The sequence below is a fragment of the Planctopirus sp. SH287 genome, from assembly GCF_056500625.1.
The window spans coordinates 4,113,270-4,135,094 of record NZ_CM151403.1 but is presented as its reverse complement, the minus strand read 5'-3'; the positions used below and the strand labels follow the sequence as shown (position 1 = coordinate 4,135,094).

General features: G+C 53.8%; 15 protein-coding genes and 1 riboswitch. Of the genes, 9 read left to right on the top strand and 6 right to left on the bottom strand.

The window, feature by feature from the left end; all coding sequences use genetic code 11:
• Positions 1-6: 6 nt before the first annotated feature.
• On the bottom strand, positions 7-1,050 hold the full coding sequence (locus SH287x_RS15345; RefSeq protein WP_479515247.1) for a DUF1559 domain-containing protein: 1,044 nt from the start codon (positions 1,048-1,050) through the stop codon (positions 7-9).
• A gap of 265 nt (positions 1,051-1,315) precedes the next feature.
• Positions 1,316-1,576: riboswitch (cobalamin riboswitch) on the top strand.
• Between the two features lie 109 nt (positions 1,577-1,685).
• Here SH287x_RS15345 and SH287x_RS15340 point away from each other — a divergent pair.
• Positions 1,686-2,711, top strand: a complete 1,026-nt coding sequence (locus SH287x_RS15340) for a DUF1559 domain-containing protein (protein WP_479515246.1) — start codon at positions 1,686-1,688, stop codon at positions 2,709-2,711.
• A 113-nt stretch (positions 2,712-2,824) separates the two neighbouring features.
• Here the strand turns inward: SH287x_RS15340 and SH287x_RS15335 are convergent, their stop codons facing one another.
• Positions 2,825-4,123 carry a sulfotransferase family protein gene (locus SH287x_RS15335; RefSeq protein WP_479515245.1) on the bottom strand — a complete coding sequence of 433 codons (1,299 nt, stop codon included), beginning with the start codon at positions 4,121-4,123 and terminating at the stop codon, positions 2,825-2,827.
• Between the two features lie 464 nt (positions 4,124-4,587).
• Between SH287x_RS15335 and SH287x_RS15330 the strand changes: the two genes are divergently transcribed.
• The gene (locus tag SH287x_RS15330; protein WP_479515244.1) at positions 4,588-4,821 is read left to right on the top strand and encodes a hypothetical protein; all 234 of its coding nucleotides are present in this window, start codon (positions 4,588-4,590) and stop codon (positions 4,819-4,821) included.
• Between the two features lie 160 nt (positions 4,822-4,981).
• Here SH287x_RS15330 and fae read toward each other — a convergent pair whose 3' ends face one another.
• Entirely contained in the window at positions 4,982-5,479 is a 498-nt protein-coding gene (gene fae, locus SH287x_RS15325) for a formaldehyde-activating enzyme (RefSeq protein ID WP_479515243.1), read from the bottom strand.
• 425 nt (positions 5,480-5,904) lie between these two features.
• Positions 5,905-7,740, bottom strand: a complete 1,836-nt coding sequence (locus tag SH287x_RS15320; protein WP_479515242.1) for an ArnT family glycosyltransferase — start codon at positions 7,738-7,740, stop codon at positions 5,905-5,907.
• A gap of 1,266 nt (positions 7,741-9,006) precedes the next feature.
• Here SH287x_RS15320 and SH287x_RS15315 point away from each other — a divergent pair.
• The 7 genes from SH287x_RS15315 (at position 9,007) to SH287x_RS15285 (ending at position 18,383) form a co-directional block, all read left to right on the top strand.
• Entirely contained in the window at positions 9,007-10,842 is a 1,836-nt protein-coding gene (locus SH287x_RS15315; protein ID WP_479515241.1) for a tetratricopeptide repeat protein, read from the top strand.
• Positions 10,843-11,081: 239 nt separating this feature from the next.
• Positions 11,082-12,296, top strand: coding sequence for an exodeoxyribonuclease VII large subunit (xseA, locus tag SH287x_RS15310; protein ID WP_479515240.1), 1,215 nt, complete (start codon positions 11,082-11,084; stop codon positions 12,294-12,296).
• Between the two features lie 405 nt (positions 12,297-12,701).
• Positions 12,702-14,432 carry a sensor histidine kinase gene (locus SH287x_RS15305; protein WP_479515239.1) on the top strand — a complete coding sequence of 577 codons (1,731 nt, stop codon included), beginning with the start codon at positions 12,702-12,704 and terminating at the stop codon, positions 14,430-14,432.
• A gap of 53 nt (positions 14,433-14,485) precedes the next feature.
• Positions 14,486-14,911 carry a response regulator gene (locus SH287x_RS15300; RefSeq protein ID WP_479515238.1) on the top strand — a complete coding sequence of 142 codons (426 nt, stop codon included), beginning with the start codon at positions 14,486-14,488 and terminating at the stop codon, positions 14,909-14,911.
• Between the two features lie 74 nt (positions 14,912-14,985).
• Positions 14,986-15,321: an STAS domain-containing protein gene (locus SH287x_RS15295; protein WP_479515237.1), complete on the top strand. Its 336-nt coding sequence runs from the start codon at positions 14,986-14,988 to the stop codon at positions 15,319-15,321.
• 42 nt (positions 15,322-15,363) lie between these two features.
• Positions 15,364-17,094: a GspE/PulE family protein gene (locus tag SH287x_RS15290; RefSeq protein WP_479515236.1), complete on the top strand. Its 1,731-nt coding sequence runs from the start codon at positions 15,364-15,366 to the stop codon at positions 17,092-17,094.
• 86 nt (positions 17,095-17,180) lie between these two features.
• On the top strand, positions 17,181-18,383 hold the full coding sequence (locus tag SH287x_RS15285) for a type II secretion system F family protein (protein ID WP_479515234.1): 1,203 nt from the start codon (positions 17,181-17,183) through the stop codon (positions 18,381-18,383).
• Positions 18,384-19,188: 805 nt separating this feature from the next.
• On the opposite strand, the gene SH287x_RS15280 is transcribed toward SH287x_RS15285, so the two are convergent.
• Positions 19,189-21,039, bottom strand: a complete 1,851-nt coding sequence (locus tag SH287x_RS15280) for a cytochrome b (protein ID WP_479515233.1) — start codon at positions 21,037-21,039, stop codon at positions 19,189-19,191.
• 114 nt (positions 21,040-21,153) lie between these two features.
• The gene (locus tag SH287x_RS15275; RefSeq protein ID WP_479515232.1) at positions 21,154-21,822 is read right to left on the bottom strand and encodes a QcrA and Rieske domain-containing protein; all 669 of its coding nucleotides are present in this window, start codon (positions 21,820-21,822) and stop codon (positions 21,154-21,156) included.
• Positions 21,823-21,825 lie beyond the last annotated feature (3 nt).

Sequence of the window (21,825 nt, the reverse complement as noted above, 5' to 3'; positions counted from 1 at the left end):
TCACGATTAGTATTCACCAATCACGCCGCCATCTGAGATGGAGACTAATCGTTCCAGAGTGCTATCTGTGCCGTTTGACTGATCGTTATTGATGTTTTCACTGATAAACTTGACTGCCCCATCTGCCATTACAAAATGAGCACCTCCGGTATGTAAGCTGCTATATGACGGCATGCGATCATTGTTGTTGCTGGTTGTCAGTACGGCATTAATACCCCAATGACAACTGGCAGAAATAGTGTGAAGCCCGCGATCATAATAGCGGGTGGATGACGCGTGAACCTGATGCTCAGGCCCCAGCATATCACGATCCCGAACGGCATAAAGCGTACCAGCCCTTTGGATAAATCCATTCCGAATGTGCGCTTTCTCGCCAGCCAGAATGGTGTTGCTGGAACCATCTGTCAGGTCTGACATTGAGATACGACTGTCTCTAAAAAACATGCCCGTCGCTCCTGTCGTTCCATCCTGTGGATTCACCGCACGGTTTTGACGCACCTGCTTGGTGTTTCCTGAAACCAGATAGTTGGACAATGGAAGACCTCGCTCGGTACCGCCTGTGTCAGTAATACAATATCCCGCCGAATCTGTCGGATTATACAAGGTCGGCCCTGTGTCTGATGGACATCGAAATGCCGGCAAGCTGGTCTGCATGTTTGCCAGTTGATTAGTCATGGCTTGCGTGGCCGACTGCGGCCCGGGATTCAAGCGTGAGTAGAGAGGCGTTTGATCGACGAATGGCAACAGAAACACTGACCATGCCCAATGGCCATGAGTGTCGGCCAGTGTCGCTTGTGAACCAGTGTTTCCACGAAGATCAACATAAGCTGGCGGGAACACCCGATGAGTATCGAGATAGTTATGCATCGCCAAGCCAATCTGCTTGAGGTTGTTCCGGCATTGTGTCCGACGGGCAGCTTCTCGGGCCTGTTGAACAGCAGGAAGTAGCAACGCAATCAGAATGGCAATGATCGCAATCACCACCAGAAGCTCGATCAGTGTAAACCCTGGGCGACACATGTTTGGTTGCCGAGGCGCTGGAGATGGCATTGTTCAATTCCTTTAAACGTGGCGGAGAAAATTAGGAAAACTTGATTTGCCAATCCCGCCATGAGATGGGCTATATAATGATATGAGATTCCCTGGATGTTTCCATTGGTGGATCCCCCCCCTTTCCGTGAGTGCATGCACCTTTCTAAGGCTCTTGGAGCATGTCTGTTGGCATGATCATTGCCTATTGACAGCGATTTCTGCTTCCCAAATTTCAATGTGATTTCTCTGTTCACTTGGACGACCTGAAGACTGACGATTAGACTTCCGCTTAGTCTGTCGGGCGTTGTGGTTGCTTTCTCAAAGGAGCGACTGCAACAGGAAGCTGGTGAAATTCCGGCACGGGACCGCCGCTGTGAACAGGGAGGTCTTCGGACAGAGCACGTTCGCTCAAACATGAGTCGAAGGTGTTCAGCCACTGTGAAAGTTTCTTGCAGCCTTTAAGGGATGCGGGAAAGGATCGTGGGAAGGCGTCTGGAGACTGTTGATCTGTGAGTCAGAATACGGCCCGACATGACCATCCCATGATGCTTCGGCCTTAAAGCATCTCGGTGAGGCATGTTTCGGCGTCCGGTGTTGGTGCCGATGTCTTTCCGCGCGGCCGTCGCCATGGGCCAGCCCAGAAAGCCCGCCCAATGCCTTTGATCACACCCCGCCTTTGCCCGCTTCAGACTTCGCAGCGAACTTCTCGCAATGGCTTCACGCTCATTGAATTGCTGGTCGTTATCACGATCATCGCCATTCTGATCGGCCTGCTCCTCCCCGCCGTTCAACAAGCCCGCGAAGCCGCCCGCCGCACACAGTGTAAAAACAATCTCAAACAGATCGGGCTGGCCACCCACAATTATCATGACGTCTATCAGGTGTTCCCCAAAGGAGGACCGGGACTGGGCTCAGCCCCTATAGCTACGACCATTGCGATCGGTGGCAAATTGAGTTGGGGAGCTGCACTCCTTCCGTTCCTTGATCAAGCAGGCATGTACACAGCTTTTAATAAGGACGAGTGGTATACCTCTCCCACGAACATGCCCATTGCGCAAAAGAACCTTCCGTTTTTTGTTTGCCCCTCCAATCCGGATTCCTATTTGCCAAAGCCGGAAGGGATTTCCCCCACTGCCGCGACCCCTGCGACAGTCCTCTATGGTCGGAATGATTACGGAGCAAACTATGGGGATGAAGGACTCCGGTGCGACCCTTCTCCCGTAGGATCTACTAATCGTCCTTGTAGCAATAACCCACCCCGTGGGCCCGCCGTCATCGGCAATAGCAAATGCCTGGGGATGAAACACATCACTGACGGGACAACCAATACGATCTGGATTGGTGAAGCTCCTCGCGCCTGGTTTGGCCTGTGGGCTGGCGTCAAGAACATGCATGCCCAATCGGTGCCGCTAAATGCACGCCGGGGATTTATTGATATCCAGGCAGGACGTGCCTGGCAGGGGTGTGAGGTTCAAACCAATGCGGTCCAACTAAGAAATCTTCCCACTGGAATCGCAGCCTGTGACATCGGTGAACAGGAATTCCATTCTCACCATGAAGGCGGTGTCCACTTCCTCTTTCTGGATGGCAGCTCTCGTTTTGTTTCAGAAAACATTGACCACAAACTCTACGCCGCGATTCTCTCCTATCAGGGCGGAGAGGTTGTCGGAGAATTCTGATCGGTCTTGGCAGCTTGCCTTATGATTCAGCAGCGAATTTATGTAGGGCGGGTTAAGGCTTTGCGCAACCCGCCTGTTCACTAGCAACCGGGCCCTCAAAAACAGATTGTCTTTTATCTGTTCGCTGAGGCAGATGGCAATTGGGGATCGTAGCCATACTTGTCAAAGAAGAATTTCACCCGGTCATAGATCGTTTTCCGGGTCGCTTCATCGAGAGTAAATTTGTTCTTCTTATACTCAGACATCGCGATGGCTTCGTGTTCAAAAACCGGCTGCATGCGATCCCAACCCTCAAAGCCCAGTTCGTCATAGACCCGTTTCATTTGCTCGACCGGATTTTGTTCCAAGTCGGTGTAACGAATTTCGCAGAGTTGACCAGCAGGGATCAGACTTCGCGTTTCTTCGTAAGTTTTGAAGCAGACACCCAAAGTTTCCAGCGTGTCCTCATATAAAGACTTATCGCTGGGAGCAAGGAATGAATTCTCCATAAACATCGTTCGCCGGAGATGGAGGCTTGACGAATAGACCGCGTAAGGATCACGATGGATGTAAACAAACTTCGCGTTAGGGAATAACTCGAGAAGAGTCGCGATACGGAACGTGTGCGTCGGAGACTTCATCACGATCGGTTTGTTTGAGCGAACGGTCAGTTTCTTCATGAAGTTGACCAGGACTTTTTTCCACCGGGCCTGTTTCGGCGGCGACATGTCGCGAATATCGAAGGTTTCGCCGTAATACTCCCGTTCATTGGGAAACGCGACCATGAGATATGGCGAATCCAATGTTTCCAGCAGGAGAGCGACTTCATCTTCTTGTGGAAGCTTCCACCCCGCAGGCATATTGTCCATGGGACGGGTCTTTGGAAGAAAGGGTTCCATCAAGCCGGAAATCAATCGTTCCGTCAGGAGGAAATGCTGAGGATACATCACCTGATACAGATTCGGATAAGTGAACTGCGAATCCATGGTCATCAGGTTGTGAAGCAGCGTGGTTCCACTACGCCAATGGCCCAGAATAAACACCGGAGGGTGGGCGATCTCTGTCTGTCGAACTTTGCCACCAAAGATCAGACCAGACCAGAAGGCATAAAAGGAGTTAAATGGACAAATCACAAACAAAGACAGAATTCTTAATGTGCGCGAATAGTGCATTCGCGGACGCATCCACATCAGTCGCAACAACTGACCGAATGTCAGGCCGTGCCAGACGGTAAATAGACCTTGCCCGGTCGATTTCAGTTTGGTGGTCTCTGCTGGCTTGGAAGCCGCAAGCGGCGAACTGGTGGTGCTTTTTTCCACGCTCGAATTCAATGTTTGAGTCTCAGCGGAGAAGGCAGATTTCTGGCTCTCGTTGTTGCCAGAACCATCATGGGTGGTCGTTGAAAAAACACGAACCTGGGGAGTTGTCGTCACTCGTTCATGTCTCCTGGCCCTTGGGAAAAGAGGTTCCCACAGCTTCCGGTATCGTTCAAAAAAACTCGCTGATGTGGCCCACCATAAAAACTATCCAGCTTACGGTATAAGTCAGTTCTGCTCTCACCGCAACCGCAACTCAAGGGGCTTTTAGCAACGCAATGAAGACGGCATGCAACTTGCCATTAGGAGAATGACCGCCACACGAGGCGGACTCAGTTGCAAAAACACCTCATTTGAGGAATTAACGGCAACGACTGTTGTAAGGAGTCAACGTCATGTCCACGAAACATCCCTCTCTCAGTCAATCGCACACGCCGATTTTTCTTACCAGGAAAAAGAGCGCTCACTCGATTTCAGCAGGCAGACTGAAAAAGGATCGGGGAGGAATCTTCTCCCCGCAAAGCAAAATTTTGGGCCTCATCGCTCTGGTAGCCTTTTGCCTGATACAAAGCCAAACCGTAATGGCCGAAGACTGGATCTTCAAAAGGTCTTACTTCAGCCATACCCCACCGGAAGGCGCGGCTGCTGAACCATGGCTCCCCAAAAGCCGCTCAGCCTACCGCACGGCCTATTATGGGGAAATCCCCTCGCTGAGCTTCCGTAGCGAACTTCGGATCAACAATCGGGTTCTACGAAATGGCCCTCGAACAGATCATTCGATCCAGGCCGAGGGCTTTATTCAGTTCCAACCATAAGAGCGCGAGCACCGCATCCCGACGGGTTGTGTGTCCCGCCGGGTGGCTTGAACTCGTCCTCAGACGCTGGAATCAAAAGCGGCAGCCTTTTCACCAAAGCTGACAGGCCACCGCTGTTTCATTGAGATGCCAGAGTTTCGTTGAGATATCAGAGATTCGATTAGACACCTGAGAACGGGTGCTTGGCGGTATCCTTCTTGGCAATCATTTCATCCGCGCTGGGTTCATTCTTCATGGCGCGGGCAATAGCAAGCTTTGTCGCTTCGTAGTTGTACTCGACGATCTTCTTGTCGTCAGCAGCTTCCCAGTGAATAAACACGCCACAAACAATGACCAGCTTCTCAGCCTGATCCTTGGGAATCACGCCTTCAGCAACGGAGTCTGCCACAGCCTTGGCCACAGCATACTGGGCTGGGCCGAACATCTGCACCGCTTGACGGGCACCTTTGATCGTGACCTTGGTGATCATCACCGTCGCAGGTTTAACGGCCAGGTTCGGTGTAAGCACGGCCAGCAGATTGCTATGGCCAGCCTTCTGGTCAGCCAGCGCATTGGCAAAGGCAATCCCTACTGGGCCTGACTTCTCACCGATCATCAGATCGATGTGGGCAATTTCATTTCCTTCACCAGCCAGTGCTTCACCGATGTAGAACGACATATGACAAGCCTTTCGTCTCTTCAAATTTCCACAAGCATCAGGAAAGCAGGTCGGTTCCGGGGAGCTGGTCACATTCGCCCAAGCGGACATGCCGAGAATTCCGTTGCCGGAAACCTCCCGTCAATACAATTACAACCCGCCGTTGTGAATCTGATGCGTTGAGTTCAGTTGTACCAACCGAATTTCAAACGAACTCAGCACGAAAAATGCGTGCGAAATTCTTCTGATGATCCATCCGCTTTCTATCACAGCCCTCTGTTAAAAACCAGTGGGCACAAGTCGTGACCTTGCGACACAGCCTTCTCCAAGGGAGATCCAGCTTTCTCCAAGAGGAATGCACCGAGACCTTCTCACACCCCTGCTGATCGTGCCAATGAGATCGGCAGGGCTGTTTTGCTGGCCTGATGGGGCAAGATCAACGTCATTTACTTCCAGCGGATCTTGTCGAAATTCTCAGCAGCCGCCGTCATGGATGCCGCTTGTGACTGATGCCCCAGCACAATGAGATCGTGCTTTCTCAAAAATCGTGGAAAGCGGTGAAGAATGGTCACGTCCTGCGGCAGCGCCTCGATCATGCTTTCTAACCGATCAGCCCGCGTAATGAGATACGCCTCGGGTGACTTCTGAAAGAATTGAGTCACATCCTCTGGCGTCCTGAGACCTTCAATGCGTTGCTTCGCATAAAAAACCAGGTTTGGTGCAGAATAACTGTGAGTGGCAATCCGTACGGGGCGGTCGCCGGCCTGCAATCGAATCAGCTTTGCCAGATAAGGCGAATCCTGATAGCGACTGATCCGGGGAGCCGCAACGCCCATCATCCCTAGCGAAAGTAATAACGCGGCAGCACAACAGACCATAACTGCACGCCGCCGCTTGGCATTCTGGGCAGCACTGAATGCCAGAATCCCGCCAATCAATGGAATCAGCCCCAACCCACCCAGCCAGGTTTCATCCGGTAAATAGATGCTGGTGGCATAGAGGAACCCCGGAATCGCAATCGCACCGACAATTGCCAGCATACGGCAGGCATGGCGAAAGCCCAGTGACCGCAGGTTCGGTGCCTCGGCCATCCACTGACTTAAGTAGCTGGCAACCAGCAATGCCAACGCCGGATAACTGGGCAGGACATAGTTAGGCAGCTTCGTACTCGCCAGCGAGAAGAAACCGATCCAGACACAGGCCCAGGTCGCCAGAAACGTCGCGGCGGGTCGATCCGTCACACCAGGCCTCAGGCTTCGCATCACCTGAGCAATCCCGGCCGGCAAAAAGACTGACCAAGGAAAGAACCCCAATGCAATCACAGGAATGTAATAGATGAATGGCCCCGAGTGATTCTCCATCGGTCGCATGAAACGGTCGACATTGTGGCCACCCAGGAATCCGGCAAGCCACGCGCCGTTCGTCGCCACTCCCACCGTCACATACCAAGGCAGCGCAACGAGGGCGACGATCAGGATCCCCATCGGAAATCGCATTTCTCTCAATGCGGCCCAGAACGCTTGAGGATGATAGATATCCCAAAGTGTCAGAAAATAGCGACTCAGCCAGTGCTGAGCCGGATTCACCACGCTATTTCCCCGCTCGGTTCGATCACGATGCCGCTGGAGCAGCAGGAACTGACCCCAGATGGCGGTTGGCAACAGAAAACCAATCGGCCCTTTGGCCAGAACAGCCAGGCCCATCGCACCATAGATCGCAGCAAACCCCAGACGGGTCTGAGGGACATATTCACTCCAAAGCCGTTCGGCAACGGTGGTTCCCTCCATATCGGGCAGGCCGAAACGCCCGCCATGTCGACGAGCCACCGTCGTGACATAGGCAGTCATCGATAGCAGAATGCAGAAAATCAGCGTGGCATCAGGCGTGACGGATCGTCCCACTGCGGCAAACATCAGGCTGGTGCCAAGAATCAATCCCGCCAGCAGTCCGGTCTCCGCACGAAACAGCGATCGACCCATCTGCCAGACCAGCAGGACACTTCCCAGAGAAAGAATCGAAGAGTGCAGTCGGGCCGTCAGTTCCGACACGCCAAACAAGTGAAACGAGGTCAGCATCAACCAATAGATCAGGATCGGTTTGTCGGTTCGCAACTCTTCGTTGAATGTCGGTACGAGCCAGTCGCCGCGAACAAACATTTCGCGGCCGCACTCGGCATTCTTGGGTTCATCTTCATCAAATAGCCAGGGGCTGCCCAGACCGGCAAAAAAGACCAGGCCAACAGCCACCAGCAGCCCGAATTGTTGTCGTAATGTCAGCGTCATCAGGCAGAATCCATTCCGCGCAGACGGGAAAAAAAGCAGTCATGAGCAACAGAGCATCTTAAAGCCGTCATCTTCAAGGCACTCTGAGACTGAATAAGCCGCAGAATGTATCTCGACGCCCGCTTCAGGAGCAACGGCACTTTTCCTGAGGACTGCTTCTATTCCTGAGAGATACTCTCCGTGATCCCGCTTCTGGCATCCTGAAAGGCTGTCCGAAAACCATCAAATCCTTCTCCCTGAGGGAGAAGGTGGCCGAAGGCCGGATGAGGGGGGAACGCGTTGCTCCCGATGAGAGATCGTGCATTGCCATTGGAAACGCGGATGATTGATCAGCCCTCACCCCGACTCTCTCCCGCAAGCGTGTCTTCTGGCGGCGTAAGCCCTGTCTTTTATACACAACTTTTTCGCCACCTGAACCGCACCATGAAATTGGCATGGGTGGCCCATAGCACCTTGCGGCCGTTACCTCAATATCTGGCATACAGCCGAGGGAATTCAAGGGGTTGATGCTGTTCAAAAGTCATAGAGCAGGCTCCCGCCCCATACCGTTCGTCTCCCTTCGATCTCTTCCGAATTCCTTCGCGCTCTTCTTTTCTTCGCGGTAAAAATTCTTTGACTCACCGCAAAGGCGCGAAGAACGCAAAGGAGTCATTCCGATGAGCAGGTTTTTCCCCCAGGCCGGAACTCCCGTGGGTTGATCTGGTCATCACCCCTTGATGGTGTCAATGCCGTGCCGCTTGCTCAAAGGAATAAGAAATTTATGTATAAAAGACAGGGCGTAAGCCTCATTCGTGGATAAACAACTGACCTTCATACGCCGCCACGAACCCCGCAAGGGGGGCACGCCATCGACGAAGTGCTAATTGGTATCTCTCTGAAACACAGATGCCTCAATACCCCTCACCCCGATTCTCTCCTGCAAGCGTGTTTTCTGGCGGCGTAAGCCCCATTCGTGGATAAACAACTGACCTTCATACGCCGCCACAAACCCCGCAAGGGGGGCATTCACGAGATTGCGTCGATCAGCAATCTTTGCCGATATTTCTGCTCAAGTTCCTCTTGTCCGCAGCGTTCTGGTGAATTACATATCACTTTGAAGTCGGGTGATCTGATGAAAGAAAACCGGCTTCTCCTGCCTCACACCCCGCCCGTTTGCGACATTCGCTCGCACAAAGCCTTGCTGATCCCTTTCAGTGGCTTCTGTCCTGTCATTCCAGCCTTTCCATCTGCATCCCACCTCAACGCAGAGTTCTCCGGAGTTTTCCGATGCCAGTTCGTACCTTCAATGTACGCCGCTATGCGCTTGCGGCCGGTTTGGCCATGACTTTAGGCACAGCTGTGGGTTGTTCTCCCGTCCATGGCTGGGTCATGAACAGTTCAGGGGCGGCGTACTACCAGCGTGGCGAATTCGATATGGCTCGCAACGAGTTTGCTCGAGCCGTTTACGATGATCCCTCAAATCCCGACTACCGCTTTAACCTGGCTATTGCCCAGTCTCGCCTGGGGCAGACGGCCGAAGCTGAGCAGATTCTTCAGCACAATCTGACTATCGATCCCGCACACGAACCGACCTACGATGCCCTGGCACGACTGATGATCGACTCAGGCCGATCCGGTGAAGCCGTTGGAGCGATGCAAACCTGGGTGGGTTCACAGCCTTACAGCCCGGAAGCCTATGTCGGGTTAGCCAAAGCCCAGCGAAAAGCCGGCGATACCGCTGCCGCCGAACAGTCATTACAGCAGGCTCTGCGACTTCAGCCTCAACAGCCGAAAGCCCTGGCCCAACTGGGAGAAATTCATCAGGAACGAGGCAACATGACAGCTGCCACACAGATGTATCAGCAGTCGTTGGCCGCTCAAAGTCACCAGCCTGATGTCCAGGCCAGACTGGCATTGGCCAACAATCAGATTGGCCCCAAAGCCAACATGCAGAATCTCCTGAAGTCTGCTCCGCACACTCAGGCAACTCAGCTTCAGCCTCTGGCCGTTGCTGGTTCTCCTGCCGTCATCGCACGGAATGCACCACGACCGGTTCCTCAGAATGCTCATCAGGCCGTGGCGATGCACGCCGTCGCACCGCAGCAGCAAGTGGCTCAGCGGGCACCCGCTTTGCAGCCAATTCCTGCTCGCCAGCCAACACCACTGGCAGTTCCCCAGTCTGCACAGACCATCCAGCAGGTGGCCTATGCCCCTGTTCCAGCGGCACCAGCCCCACGTCCTGTTCAGTCAGTGCAGATGGTTGCCCAAGCCCCGGCTTATCAGTATGCCGTGGCTCCACAGCCCACACAGATGATGATGCCTCAGCAGTATGTTCGAGTCCAGCCAACGGCTCCTCAGCAGGTCATGACGTCGCAGCCTGTGGTCTATTACATGCCCGCTCCTCAGCCACAGGCCATTCCTCAACCACAAGTAGCTCCTCAGCAATACACCTGGGGGCCACCGGTTTATCAGGCACAGCCAGCTCAGCCTGTCACCGCTTATTCACAGCCAGTGCAACACATGTTGCAGCAGCCTGTGATACAACAGCAACCCATGATGCAGCAACAAGTCGTCATGCCACCAGTGCTCATGCAATCGGTGTCGGCTCAGCCAGCGGCGACTCAAAATCACGCCACCACATTCACACCGCCACTTTATCAGCAGCCAGCAGCTCCGGCCGCGATTCAAGCCGCATCGCAGGCCTCGACTGCCACCGTCTTCCCCATCAGCTATCAGCCACAAGCTGAGATGAGCGGACGCGGACGTCAGGTGGCCTCACCCGCATCAAATGTCGTCCAGGCTCCAGCTGTCTCGCCATCCGTCGCAAAATTCACACCACCGCTCACCGAGCCAACCATTGTCAGTGCGGCTCACACGTCCATGGCACCCGCCAATACGGTTGAGAAGTCACCCGCTTCCGTTCAGGTTCTCTCCGTCCCCACAGAAACTCTGGTTGTTCCTGGAATGATCGACGCCCTCCCTCCGGTCAATCCACCGCTGGAGACCAGCTCAAACAACACAGTCATTCCGCCCTCTCCCGTGAGTGCCTTGCAGCCTTCGCCAGTCCCACAGGCAGCGTCGCTGGTCAGCCAGACAAATACAGAACTTCCCGCAGGATTCTAATTCTCACAGAGCCTGCGACCGTCTCCAAAGACTCTGTTCTCCAAGGCTCTTTTTTGTAGGAACGGTTGATCCTGACCGTTCAAAAACTTGATAGCCCGTTCGATTGGCTCAAAGCCTTTTGAACGGGCTGTCTGCATTTTCTGTGAAGGTTTGATTATGCTCAGTTCAGGTTTTGTTTGAGGGAATGATGGACAAGAACGGAGAGAAACTTGTCGGCTGGCGAATTACCGAAATTGACTGTGTCGCAACTCTCTGATTGCCTGCGGGAAATTGTTGAGCTTTCGTTTCCTCGTTTGATTGTCACGGGGGAAATTTCAGGGTTAACCCGCGCCAGTTCCGGCCATCTCTATTTCACGCTCAAGGATGACGCGTCTCAGATCAAAGCCGTCATGTGGCGGTCTTCTGCACAGAAAATGCGGTTCGATCTCAAAGAAGGGTTAGCAGTCGACGCCATTGGCGGCGTCGAAGTTTATGCCCCGCGTGGTCAGTACCAGCTCATGGTCGAGCGGCTGATTCCCCAGGGGATTGGGCCACTCGAACTGGCGTTTCGTCAGTTGCAAACCAAACTGGCAACGGAAGGCCTTTTTGATCTGGCACGCAAACGGCCGTTGCCAGCCTTGCCAAGACGGATTGCCTTAGTCACCAGCCCGGCCGGTGCGGCTTTGCATGACATGCTGCAAATTCTTTTGAGGCGTTGGCCAGGCGTACGTGTGATCATTCTGCCTGTTCCCGTTCAGGGGTCAGAGGCAGCTCCAAAAATTGCTGCTGCTCTGAAAATGGTGCATCTGGTAGACGACGTGGATGTCGTCATTTGTGGTCGCGGTGGCGGGAGTCAGGAGGATCTCTGGGCGTTCAACGAAGAGGTTGTGGCCCGTGCGATTGCTGACTGCAAGGTTCCCGTCATCAGTGCCGTGGGACACGAGACCGATGTCACGATTGCCGATCTGGTGGCCGATCAGCGAGCTTTGACACCCAGCGAAGCGGCCGAACGGGTGGTTCCTGTCAAAGCCGAGTTGCGGGCACGCGTGGAACAGTTAAAGCAACGACTCTCCCTCAGTTTGACCGGACGAATCACACAAAGTCGAAAGGAGCTGGAACGCTGCGCCAAGCGGCGACCATTAGCCAAACCTCTGGAGACGATTCACCGCTTTTCCCGACAACTCGATGAACTGGAAGTCCGCTTAAGGCAAGGCTGGGGACGAAAGCTGGAGCGGTCTCAGGCCGGGCTGGAAAGCCTGGGACGGGCGCTCCAGGCCCTGAGTCCTCTGGCAGTTCTTGAACGTGGCTTCTCAATTTCCAAAAAAGTTCCTACAGGTGAATTGATCAAGTCGGCCTCTCAGCTGAAAGTGGGAGATCGTCTGGCCACCCTGCTGGCTGACGGTCAAGTTCTCAGCCAGGTCCTCGAAATCGATGACGGCAGTGATGACTCAATGTCAGACACACCACACGAGTAACAAAAGCAGCGATTTTAACGATTGTGCCGACGGAGCTTTCCCACCGGTGACAGGAAGAAGCGATTGAGCGTCGATCCGGGAAACCACCCTCTCCCGCTTGCGGGAGAGGGCCGGGGTGAGGGTCTGATGAATCACCAGCGTAATCCCTGGCAACGTTCGTCCCCACAACCGAAGAAAGATCGAGAGGTGGCGGATTTCACTACCAACCCGAGAAACACTTTGTCCACCTGATCCTTCGCCCCTCTTTTGCGTTTGCGCCTGGGAACACGGACTTCCCGTTGGACGACATCACAAACGTGACCTACGGTTCCATTGCTTCGAGAGTTGTTGCCTTTTTGCCACGAGCAAAGAGCAATGACATTGGAGCTTGAGCAACGTGGGTTTTGATTTGCATGAGGTTGTCCGATGTCGAACTCCAATCCCTCTCAGTCATCGACTCGCCTCCTGCAACTCATGCGGGGAGACCTTCCCGCGCTTGATGCTCGTCTCAATGCAATTTCGAGTGAAATCGATATCCCTCCCGAAAAGAAGCCCGGTTCACCCAGCCCGTCTGAAAAAGGGAAAGTGGCGCCGGCCCGAGCAGAATCTTCCTCTCGAACAGAAGCCGTTGCCTCAGAAAAAAAGCCCAGATCAAGTGCTGCCGTCGCGGCTCCGGCCAAATCGGATTCGACAATCAGTAAGTTGATTCCTCGTGATTACCAGGCTCATTATTCTGTCCTGCTGCCACTGATGATTCCGGTGGCAGTCTTTGGTCAGACTGCAGTTCTGCTCTGCATTCTGCTGTTTGGGACACCCATTAGTGCACTGATCGTCTTTTTCTGCTGTCTGGGTGGCGTGCTGATTAGCGCCATGATCGCGGCTCGCCACGAGGCGGATGCTGCCAGGCGTTTGGGACAACCCGAATCTCGCCATCAATTAACCGCAGACCTGGTTCTGTTCCGGAATATCATTTCCGAAGCCAATCATCTGCTTCAGCAGGCAGAAAAACGAACTGAAGAAGCCGTACATGCCCGGGCGACTGTCGAAGCGAGGTTCAAAGTTCAAAAGCGACATGTCCGCCGTCTGGAAATGGCGTTAGATGATGTCGAGCAACCGATTCTTGTGACAGATACCAACGGGCATGTGCTGTTTCAGAATGCTTTGGCAAAGCAGCTTTCCCAGAAAATGATCGCGAATCCAACGGTGGATGCGTCGGAATCGGGCCTGCTGGATTCATTGGAAGGAATCCGGTCGCTGCTCAACGAAACGTTGTCCCGCCGTGTGGCGAGTGACCGTCGGACGGCGGATGTTCCTTGCCTTGCCACCACTTACCGAATTCATGCACATAATTTGAAAGAAGGTGACAGCGTCCTTCTAGGGGCAACCCTCGTGCTTCAGGACGTGGGTCGGGAAGTTCAGGATCGCAGTCGACATGCGGAGTTTGTTTCCTCGGTCTGCCATGAGTTCAAAACTCCCATGTCGAGTATCAAAGCTTATGCCGAACTGCTCCGGGACGGGGAAATTGAAGAACCAGAAGAACAGCAGAAGGTGCTGACATTCATCGATGCTCAGGTCGATCGTCTGGTGCGACTGGTTGATAACATGCTCAATCTCGCCCGCATCGAAAGTGGCGTGATCCGGGTGCAGCGAAAAGATGTCGAAATCAACAAGCTCCTCAAAAGTGCGATGAAAGTCGTCACACCCCAGGCGGGAACCAAGTCACAGACCGTGATCTCGGAACTGAGCGATCTTTACATCCCTGGACATGTGGATGAGGATCTCTTCAGCCAGGCCATCGTGAATCTCTTGTCGAATGCCGTCAAGTACACACCTTCCGGCGGCAAGATCACCCTGAAAAGCCGCCTTGAAGAAGACCGCGTAATCATTGAAGTTCGGGATAATGGCATGGGGATTCCTGCCGCCAGTCTTCCCCGACTCTTTGAGCGATTCTATCGCGTGCCGGAAAACATGCAGGCTGCGGCTGGCACCGGGCTGGGTCTGGCCCTTGTGAAATACATCGTCTCCAGTATTCATGATGGATCGATCAGTGTCGCTTCGACACACGGACAGGGAAGTTGTTTCACGATCAGTATCCCCGCTGGCCACCGCGTTCGCAAATCGCAACGTGTTAATGACCATGTCCTGCTGGATCATTGAGAGTGGTTGCGTCTCAACACTTCTGCCTGTCCTTCTGTCGGATCTGATTTTCCATGACCTATCAAATTTTGCTTTGTGATGATGAACCCCACGTGCTTTTGCCACTGTCGTTGAAGTTCCGGAAATCGGGCTTTGATGTCATTCTGGCAGAACATGGGGCGGATGCCTGGGCAAAGATCATCGCATCAGTCCCCGATATGGTGATTACTGACTGCAATATGCCTCACATGAATGGGTTGGAACTCATTGAGAAAATTCGCACAACACCAGAAACAATGCACTTGCCAGCCATCCTGCTAACGGCCAAAGGCTATGAAATGGATGAACTCGACCTGCAGGAACGCCTGGGAGTTTCTGCTCTGGTGGTGAAACCCTTCAGTCCCAAAGAAGTCGTTCAGACCGCGCTGCGACTCCTGAATATTAACGAACATGATTCGGTAGAGGTTCAGGATCTGACGAACTACATCCGCCCTGAATAACCCGCCATCTGGAGAATTTGCGGCGTTCTTAATGGACTCTCTTCAAGTAGTCGATTTTCAGTAAACGGCAGACCATGCAAGTGAATACCGAGACCTTTGGTGACGTTCTGGTTGTCCACACTCCCGAGGATCTGACGGAAGAAACAACCCGCATGTTTCATGAAGCGATTGAGACGCACCTGGATACAGGCCTCAATCGCATCGTCCTGCAAATGGATCGCAGTGAAACGCTGGATGGAGCAGGTCTGACAGCACTGGTCGATCTCCATGAGAAGCTTCGCACACAGGGAGGCAATATCAAGATTTGCGGCTTAACCGATACTGGTCGGAAGATCTTCCGTGTCACCCGACTGGATGAAGAGTTTGATCTGTTTGATTCCATGATCGATGCGGTCGGCAGTTTTCAATAATCGTTCCAAGAGTCTGGCTTCTCCTATAAAGATTCATTCGTCATGGCTGGCCTCCTTCTCAATAAGCCCAAACTCGGTGACCTCCTGGTTCAGAAGGGATTTCTGACCGGAGAAGATCTGGATGAAGCCCTGGCCATGCAGCATGCCAGTGGTGGTGAGCAACTACTGGGCGAGATCGTTGTCGCGCGGGGATTATGCACCGAAGACCAGGTGCTGGAGTGCGTCGCCGCCGATTGCCAGATTCCCTACATCCGCCTCGACAGCCGCCTCTTTGATCCGCGTGCAGTCGAGCTCATTCCACGTGAGTTCCTGGAAAAAAACTGCGTCCTGCCACTCTTCAAAGTGCGGCAGACGCTGACAGTGGCCACGTCTGAACCATCGAACATTTTTGTCATCGACCAGTTGCGGCAGCTCTCGGGCTGTGAAGTGCAACTGGCAGTCGCGAACAGTCGCGATATTCGCCGCACGTTTCAGATGTATCTCCCGAACACCAAAGTGTTCGTCATTGATGACATCATCGACGATGTGAACACGGAAGCGGTCGAACTGATCGAGGAGTCGATCGACGACATTTCGTTTGACATTGATCTGGCCGGCCAGAGTCCGATTATCAAGCTGGTGAACTACATCATTTTCAGTGCCGTCCGCGATGGTGCCAGCGACGTGCATATTGAACCCACCGAGCGACAGATTCGCGTCCGTTACCGGGTGGATGGTGCGCTACATCAGGCCCTCGAACTCCCTCTGCACATTGCGCCCGCAATTTCTTCCCGCATTAAAATCATGGCCACGCTGGACATCAGCGAACGCCGCTTACCACAGGATGGGAGGATTCATGTGCTCATGGAAGGTCGGCCAATCGACCTCCGCGTCAGCACGCTTCCCTTACCCCACGGCGAGAAGGTCGTCATCCGGATTCTCGACAGCCAGAAGATCAACCTGACGCTTTCCCAGCTTGGTTTCAGTGCTGAAGTGCTGGATAAGTTTGTCGCCCAGATTCATCAGCCCAACGGGATTGCATTGGTTACTGGCCCGACAGGAAGCGGCAAGAGCACCACGCTATACTCAGCGATCAATGCGGTGACAACGATGGAAAAGAACGTCTGCACGGTCGAAGACCCTGTGGAATTTCAGTTGCCGCTGGTGAATCAGTTTCAGGTCAATGAAAAGATCGGACTATCGTTTGCCACGGTCTTAAGAAGCCTGTTGAGACAAGATCCCGACATCATCATGGTCGGGGAAATTCGAGACAACGAAACGGCTCGTATTGGTATTCAAGCCGCGTTGACAGGGCATCTGGTCTTCAGCACCCTCCATACCAACGATGCCTGCTCAGCGGTGACGCGTCTGATTAACATGGGGATTGAAAGTTATCTCCTGGCAGCCAGCTTGAATATGGTGCTTTCACAACGGCTTTGCCGCAGGATCTGCACGAAATGCCGGCAAGCGTATGAACCTCCCAAGGCGATGCAACTGGCCATGGGACGGATGGGCATGGAAGTCAAAGAATTTTTCCGGGGCGTAGGCTGTAAGAAGTGCCGCAACACAGGCTTTTCCGGGCGTGTGGCGATCCATGAACTGCTGGTGATTGATGATGGCCTGCGCGATCTGATTTCTCAGGAACCGGCTTTAGGTGAGTTGAAAACCTATGCCCAGAAACAGGGGATGATGCCCTTGCGTTACGATGGTTTTCGCAAAGTGCGCGAAGGCTTGACAACCATTGAAGAAGTCTTCCAGGCGAGCGACGAAGGCTGGATTCCTTTGCGGACATAAAGGGCAGTTCACAAGCACACGCAGGCGCCCTGACGCCATGAGATTGTCATAAGTCCCTCTAAAGAATTCCCCATGAGTCTGGTTCGATGAGCACGTTCACCTACACCGCACGAGACCTTCAGGGAAGTACCCATACGGGGAATTTGCAGGCCGAATCGTCGGCTATGGCAGTTCGCCAATTGCGTGCTGACGGGCTTTATCCCATCAATCTCATTGAAGCGGCGGTGAAGCATCCTTTTCAGGAATGGATGGTTCGTCAGCCCGGTCGTGCGGATGTTGTCAGCATCACCTGCCAACTGGCAGTCATGGTGGATGCCGGCGTCGCACTTTCTACCGCATTAGAAGGTCTGGTGCTGCAAGCCACATCACCCGTGTTAAAGAACATGCTGTCCTCCATTCAGGACAGCGTGCAGGGAGGAGACGATCTATCGACGGCACTGGCCCAGTTCCCCCGCACGTTCGACGCACGATTCATCAACTTGGTTAAAGCAGGAGAAGCGACCGGCGCCCTGGGGCCGATTCTCAGTCGTCTGGCAGAGCAGTTGCAGCAGGAAGCCGAAACACGCCAGCGCGTGCAGGGAGCCATGATGTATCCCGCCGCCATGTTGATCATGTGCGTGGGAGCCTGTGTTTTTCTGCTGGCCTATGTCTTTCCCAAAATCATGCCCATGTTTGCCGGTCGAGGGATTGAACTTCCAACCGCAACACGGATTCTCATGGCCGTATCAGCCTCTTTTACGGGATATTGGTGGGCCTGGATTCTCGGCGTCATCGCGCTGGGGGCCACCTATGTCTGGACAATGCAGCAGGAATGGGGACAGCGGGGAAAAGACCAGATTCTGCTGAAGCTCCCTGTCATTGGAACACTGGTTCAAAAGACCGTGCTCGCCCGCATTGCCAGAACACTCTCAGCCACAGTCACTGCCGGAGTCCCTGTCCTGTCATCACTGGAACTGGCTGCGAAAGTAGCGGGAAACCGGCTGTATCAGGAGGCCATGGAGGATGTGGCTCATCAGGTCACGTCGGGAAAAACCATCGCCAGCGTGATGGAAAGCAATCCCCTCTTTCCCCGCTCGGTCGTGCAGATGATTGGTGCTGGCGAACAGACAGGTCAATTAGGGCCGGTGCTCAAAAAGTTGAGTGACCATTACGACCGCGAAGTCGCCAATGCGATCAAGTCCGCAACCAGCCTGATTGAACCCGTGATGGTCGCCGTGATGGGACTGGTCATTGGCACCATTGCCCTGGGAATGCTGCTGCCAATCTTCAAACTCAGCACGCATCACTAAGACTCTCTCCAGAAAGACTCCCTCTCCCGCTCGCGGGAGAGGCCAAGAATGTGAAGGTGGGGTGAGGGTCTGATTAGCATTCGTGCCATGCTCACGGCTCTGAGAGTGAGCATGCCGGATGTTCATTTGACGCTCCTATCAATTCACATGCTTGCTCAAAGCCGCTGTCTTTTATACACAACTTTTTCGCCACCTGAACCGCACCATGAAATTGGCATGGGTGGCCCATAGCACCTTGCGGCCTTTACCTCAATATCTGGCATACAGCCGAGGGAATCCATGGGATTGATGCTATTCAAAAGTCACAGGGCAGGCTCCCACCCCATACCGTTCGTCTCCCTTCGATCTCTTCCGAATTCCTTCGCGTTCTTCTTTTCTTCGCGGTAAAAATTCTTTGACTCACCGCAAAGGCGCGAAGAACGCAAAGGAGTCATTCCGATGGGCAGGTTTTTCCCCCAGGCCGGAACTCCCGTGGGTTGATCTGGTCATCACCCCTTGATGGTGTCAATGCCGTGCCGCTTGCTCAAGGGAATGAGAAATTTATGTATAAAAGACAGCTCAGAGCCGTGAGCATGGCACGAAACTCCTGCATGCAGCGATTCAGGAAACGAAAAAGTTGTGCATAAAAGACAGCGGCTCTGAGCAAGCGTGCTTTATGAATCTCTCAACACGCCGTTGATTTCTGGATAACGTATTCTCAAGAGCAACGCCATTCCTCCTCATCCGGCCTCCGCCCACCTTCTCACTCAAGGAGAAGGGTTGGAGAGATTCCGGACAGGCAATGATACCGGTGATGCGGTCTGGATTAATGGCCGGATTCCGGTGTCCAATAGTCACCGGTCATCCACTGCACCAGCATTTCCAACTGTCGCGGGGGAAGATCATTGAAGGCCGGCATCGCGTTGTTCTCTCCAAAGAACTCTTCACCACCCGTGGCAACCAGAAAGCGTTTTAACCATTCAGTTCCCGCATAGCCCGTGAGTGTCGGAGCACCCGTCCCCGCATTATCGGCCAACGCCTCGGTTTCTCCGAGAACATGCATCGAATGGCAATCAATACAGCTTGAGGAGAGGCTCCCCTTGGCCAGTTCTCCCGTCGCAAAGACTTTTCTCCCAGCCGCTGCCAACTCGCTGTTAATCGGATTCAAATTCGCCCGGCCACTTTGCTGAGCCATGAACTCGACCAGTGCCTGCAGGCTTTGAGCATTCTCGGGGGCGAGCAGCAGTTCTCGATTTTCCTCTGACCAGCTGGCCATATCTCCTTCAAGAAAATGGGTCGCGACTTGAGGGTTGCCATGATTTTTTAACGGAGAGAAAACGGTGCCGTAATCGACCAGAATCGTTTTCATCCATTCGCGGGAACCAAAATTCGCCAGATCAGCCGCAGTATGTTTTGTCGCATGAGCAGCATCGGAATGAGCCGTTAAAGCGGGATCACTCCAGCCGTGACATGAGGCACAATGTCTGGCAAACAGCTTAGGCCCCTGCGTCATGGGATCATCAGCCAATAGCGAAACAATGCCGGTCGCAGGGATGCCTGAATGAGATGCCAGAGCCACCGCACGATGGCTCAGTTTTTCACTGGCATGTAACGCGGCTTGATGGGATGGATTAGCTGCATCATCTTGCAAGGTGGTAATCGTCAGGTAACTCACCACGCCCAGTACAACCGCCAGGAATCCCACGTTAAAGCGGTGTCCCCACAGCGTTCGGCCAGTCCAGGGCATGAGCGCGATGATCACACCGATTGCAGTGGGAACATAGATGGCTCCAAAGACCAGACCACCTAACTGCTGCACAAACTCGTACTTGAGAAACCGGAACAGAAACAGGAAATACCATTCAGGACGAGCGGCTGCAAAAGACTCAGCCGGGTTCATGGGAGCACCGAACTCAGCCGGAATCGTGAGCGTTAACCCCAGCACAACGCCCACAGCCAGCAACGAAAAAATCCCGTTACGAACAGCCTGTTGTGGCCAGAAAGCGGCACTCTGCAAAGGGTCGGGAATCTCGGCGCGAATCGCACGAGCCGTGGCACGGCGGACAAGTGCCTGGGCCAGCAATGTCCCCAGATAAGCCAGCGGCAGAATACCCACATGGAGCACAAACAGGCGGCTGAGTGTCAGATTTCCATAACGAGGGCCACCCTGAACCAGTTCCTGAAGAGATGGCCCCACCACGGGAGACGACGCCATAATATTCAGAAACACGCCCGATGCCGAGTAAGCACGTTGATCGCCCGGTAGTTGGTAACCCGTATGAGAAAGGCCAAGAATGCACAAGCCGCCCGCAAGAGTGATCCAGAAGCTCAGTTCCCGCGGCGCCGTATACCATCGATCCCAGACCAACTGCAAAACTTGCAAGACCAGCGCCACAATCATGGCCTGTGCCGCATAATGATGAATCCCGCGAACCAGCCAGCCCCAGGTCATCTGGTGCTGAATATAGAACGTGCTTTCCCAAGATGACAAACGGCCGGGGGAATAGGTTCCCGCCAGCGCCAGTCCTGTCACCATCTGCGTTAAAAACAGGATAACCAGCACCGTCCCCCAGGAGTATCGCCACTTTGGCCCGCCCGGAACAGGCCGTGAGCCGACTTCCCGAGCCATGGTGATCAGGCCCGTTCGATCATCGAACCATTGCTTCAATCGCTGCATGTTTCAGGCTGCCTCACGAGCACAACTCTGGGATGATCCGTGTCTGATTCACAGAGGGGCACACTTCATAAACTTCGATGATCATGAATCCATTCGAGAATGCTTCGCTGTGGCTTATACGGGAATCTGTTCGGCAATTCCCGTACGGAATTCCTGATAAAGCACCCAGACCAGCCCCTCAGCATCAATTCTAGCCTGAAGGCGATCCATCGCGCGGGGTGCCACCTTGCCCTCGACCGCTCCATCAAGTGAGAACGCACTCATGTGGCAAGGGCAGAAGAATCGGTGCTTGTCACCTTCGTACTCGACCTTACACCCCAGATGAGGGCAAATGTCACTGAAAACCACAACATTTCGATCCGGAAAACGTCGGAGATAGATCGTTCCCACAGGCTGATTTTTGAAAACCTGCCAGGCATCATGAACATCAGTACTCACCGTCACTCGCACGGGAGTCCCATCTTCAGGAAGTTCATCGAACGTGATGACCGGAAGGAATCCCGCAGGAATCGCGTCCTCATTTTCTGTCGATGGCGTGGAAGAAGCCCCACCGGATGATTTTCGCCTGCGAAGCAACGGATCCAGCGTCATGCCACTTCCCGCCGCCACAGGAATGGCTATGGCAGCCAGCATTGAACCACAAGCTGTGATGGCGGCCAGGGCGTGACGGCGATCGGTTTTGACCGGATGTTCCCCGACTGTTGCCGAAGGGGAGGGAGATGGCAAAGATGGACTGACAGCGGCTTCTGCGGGAACGCGGGGCGCTATCGGTGGAGTCGACATGTC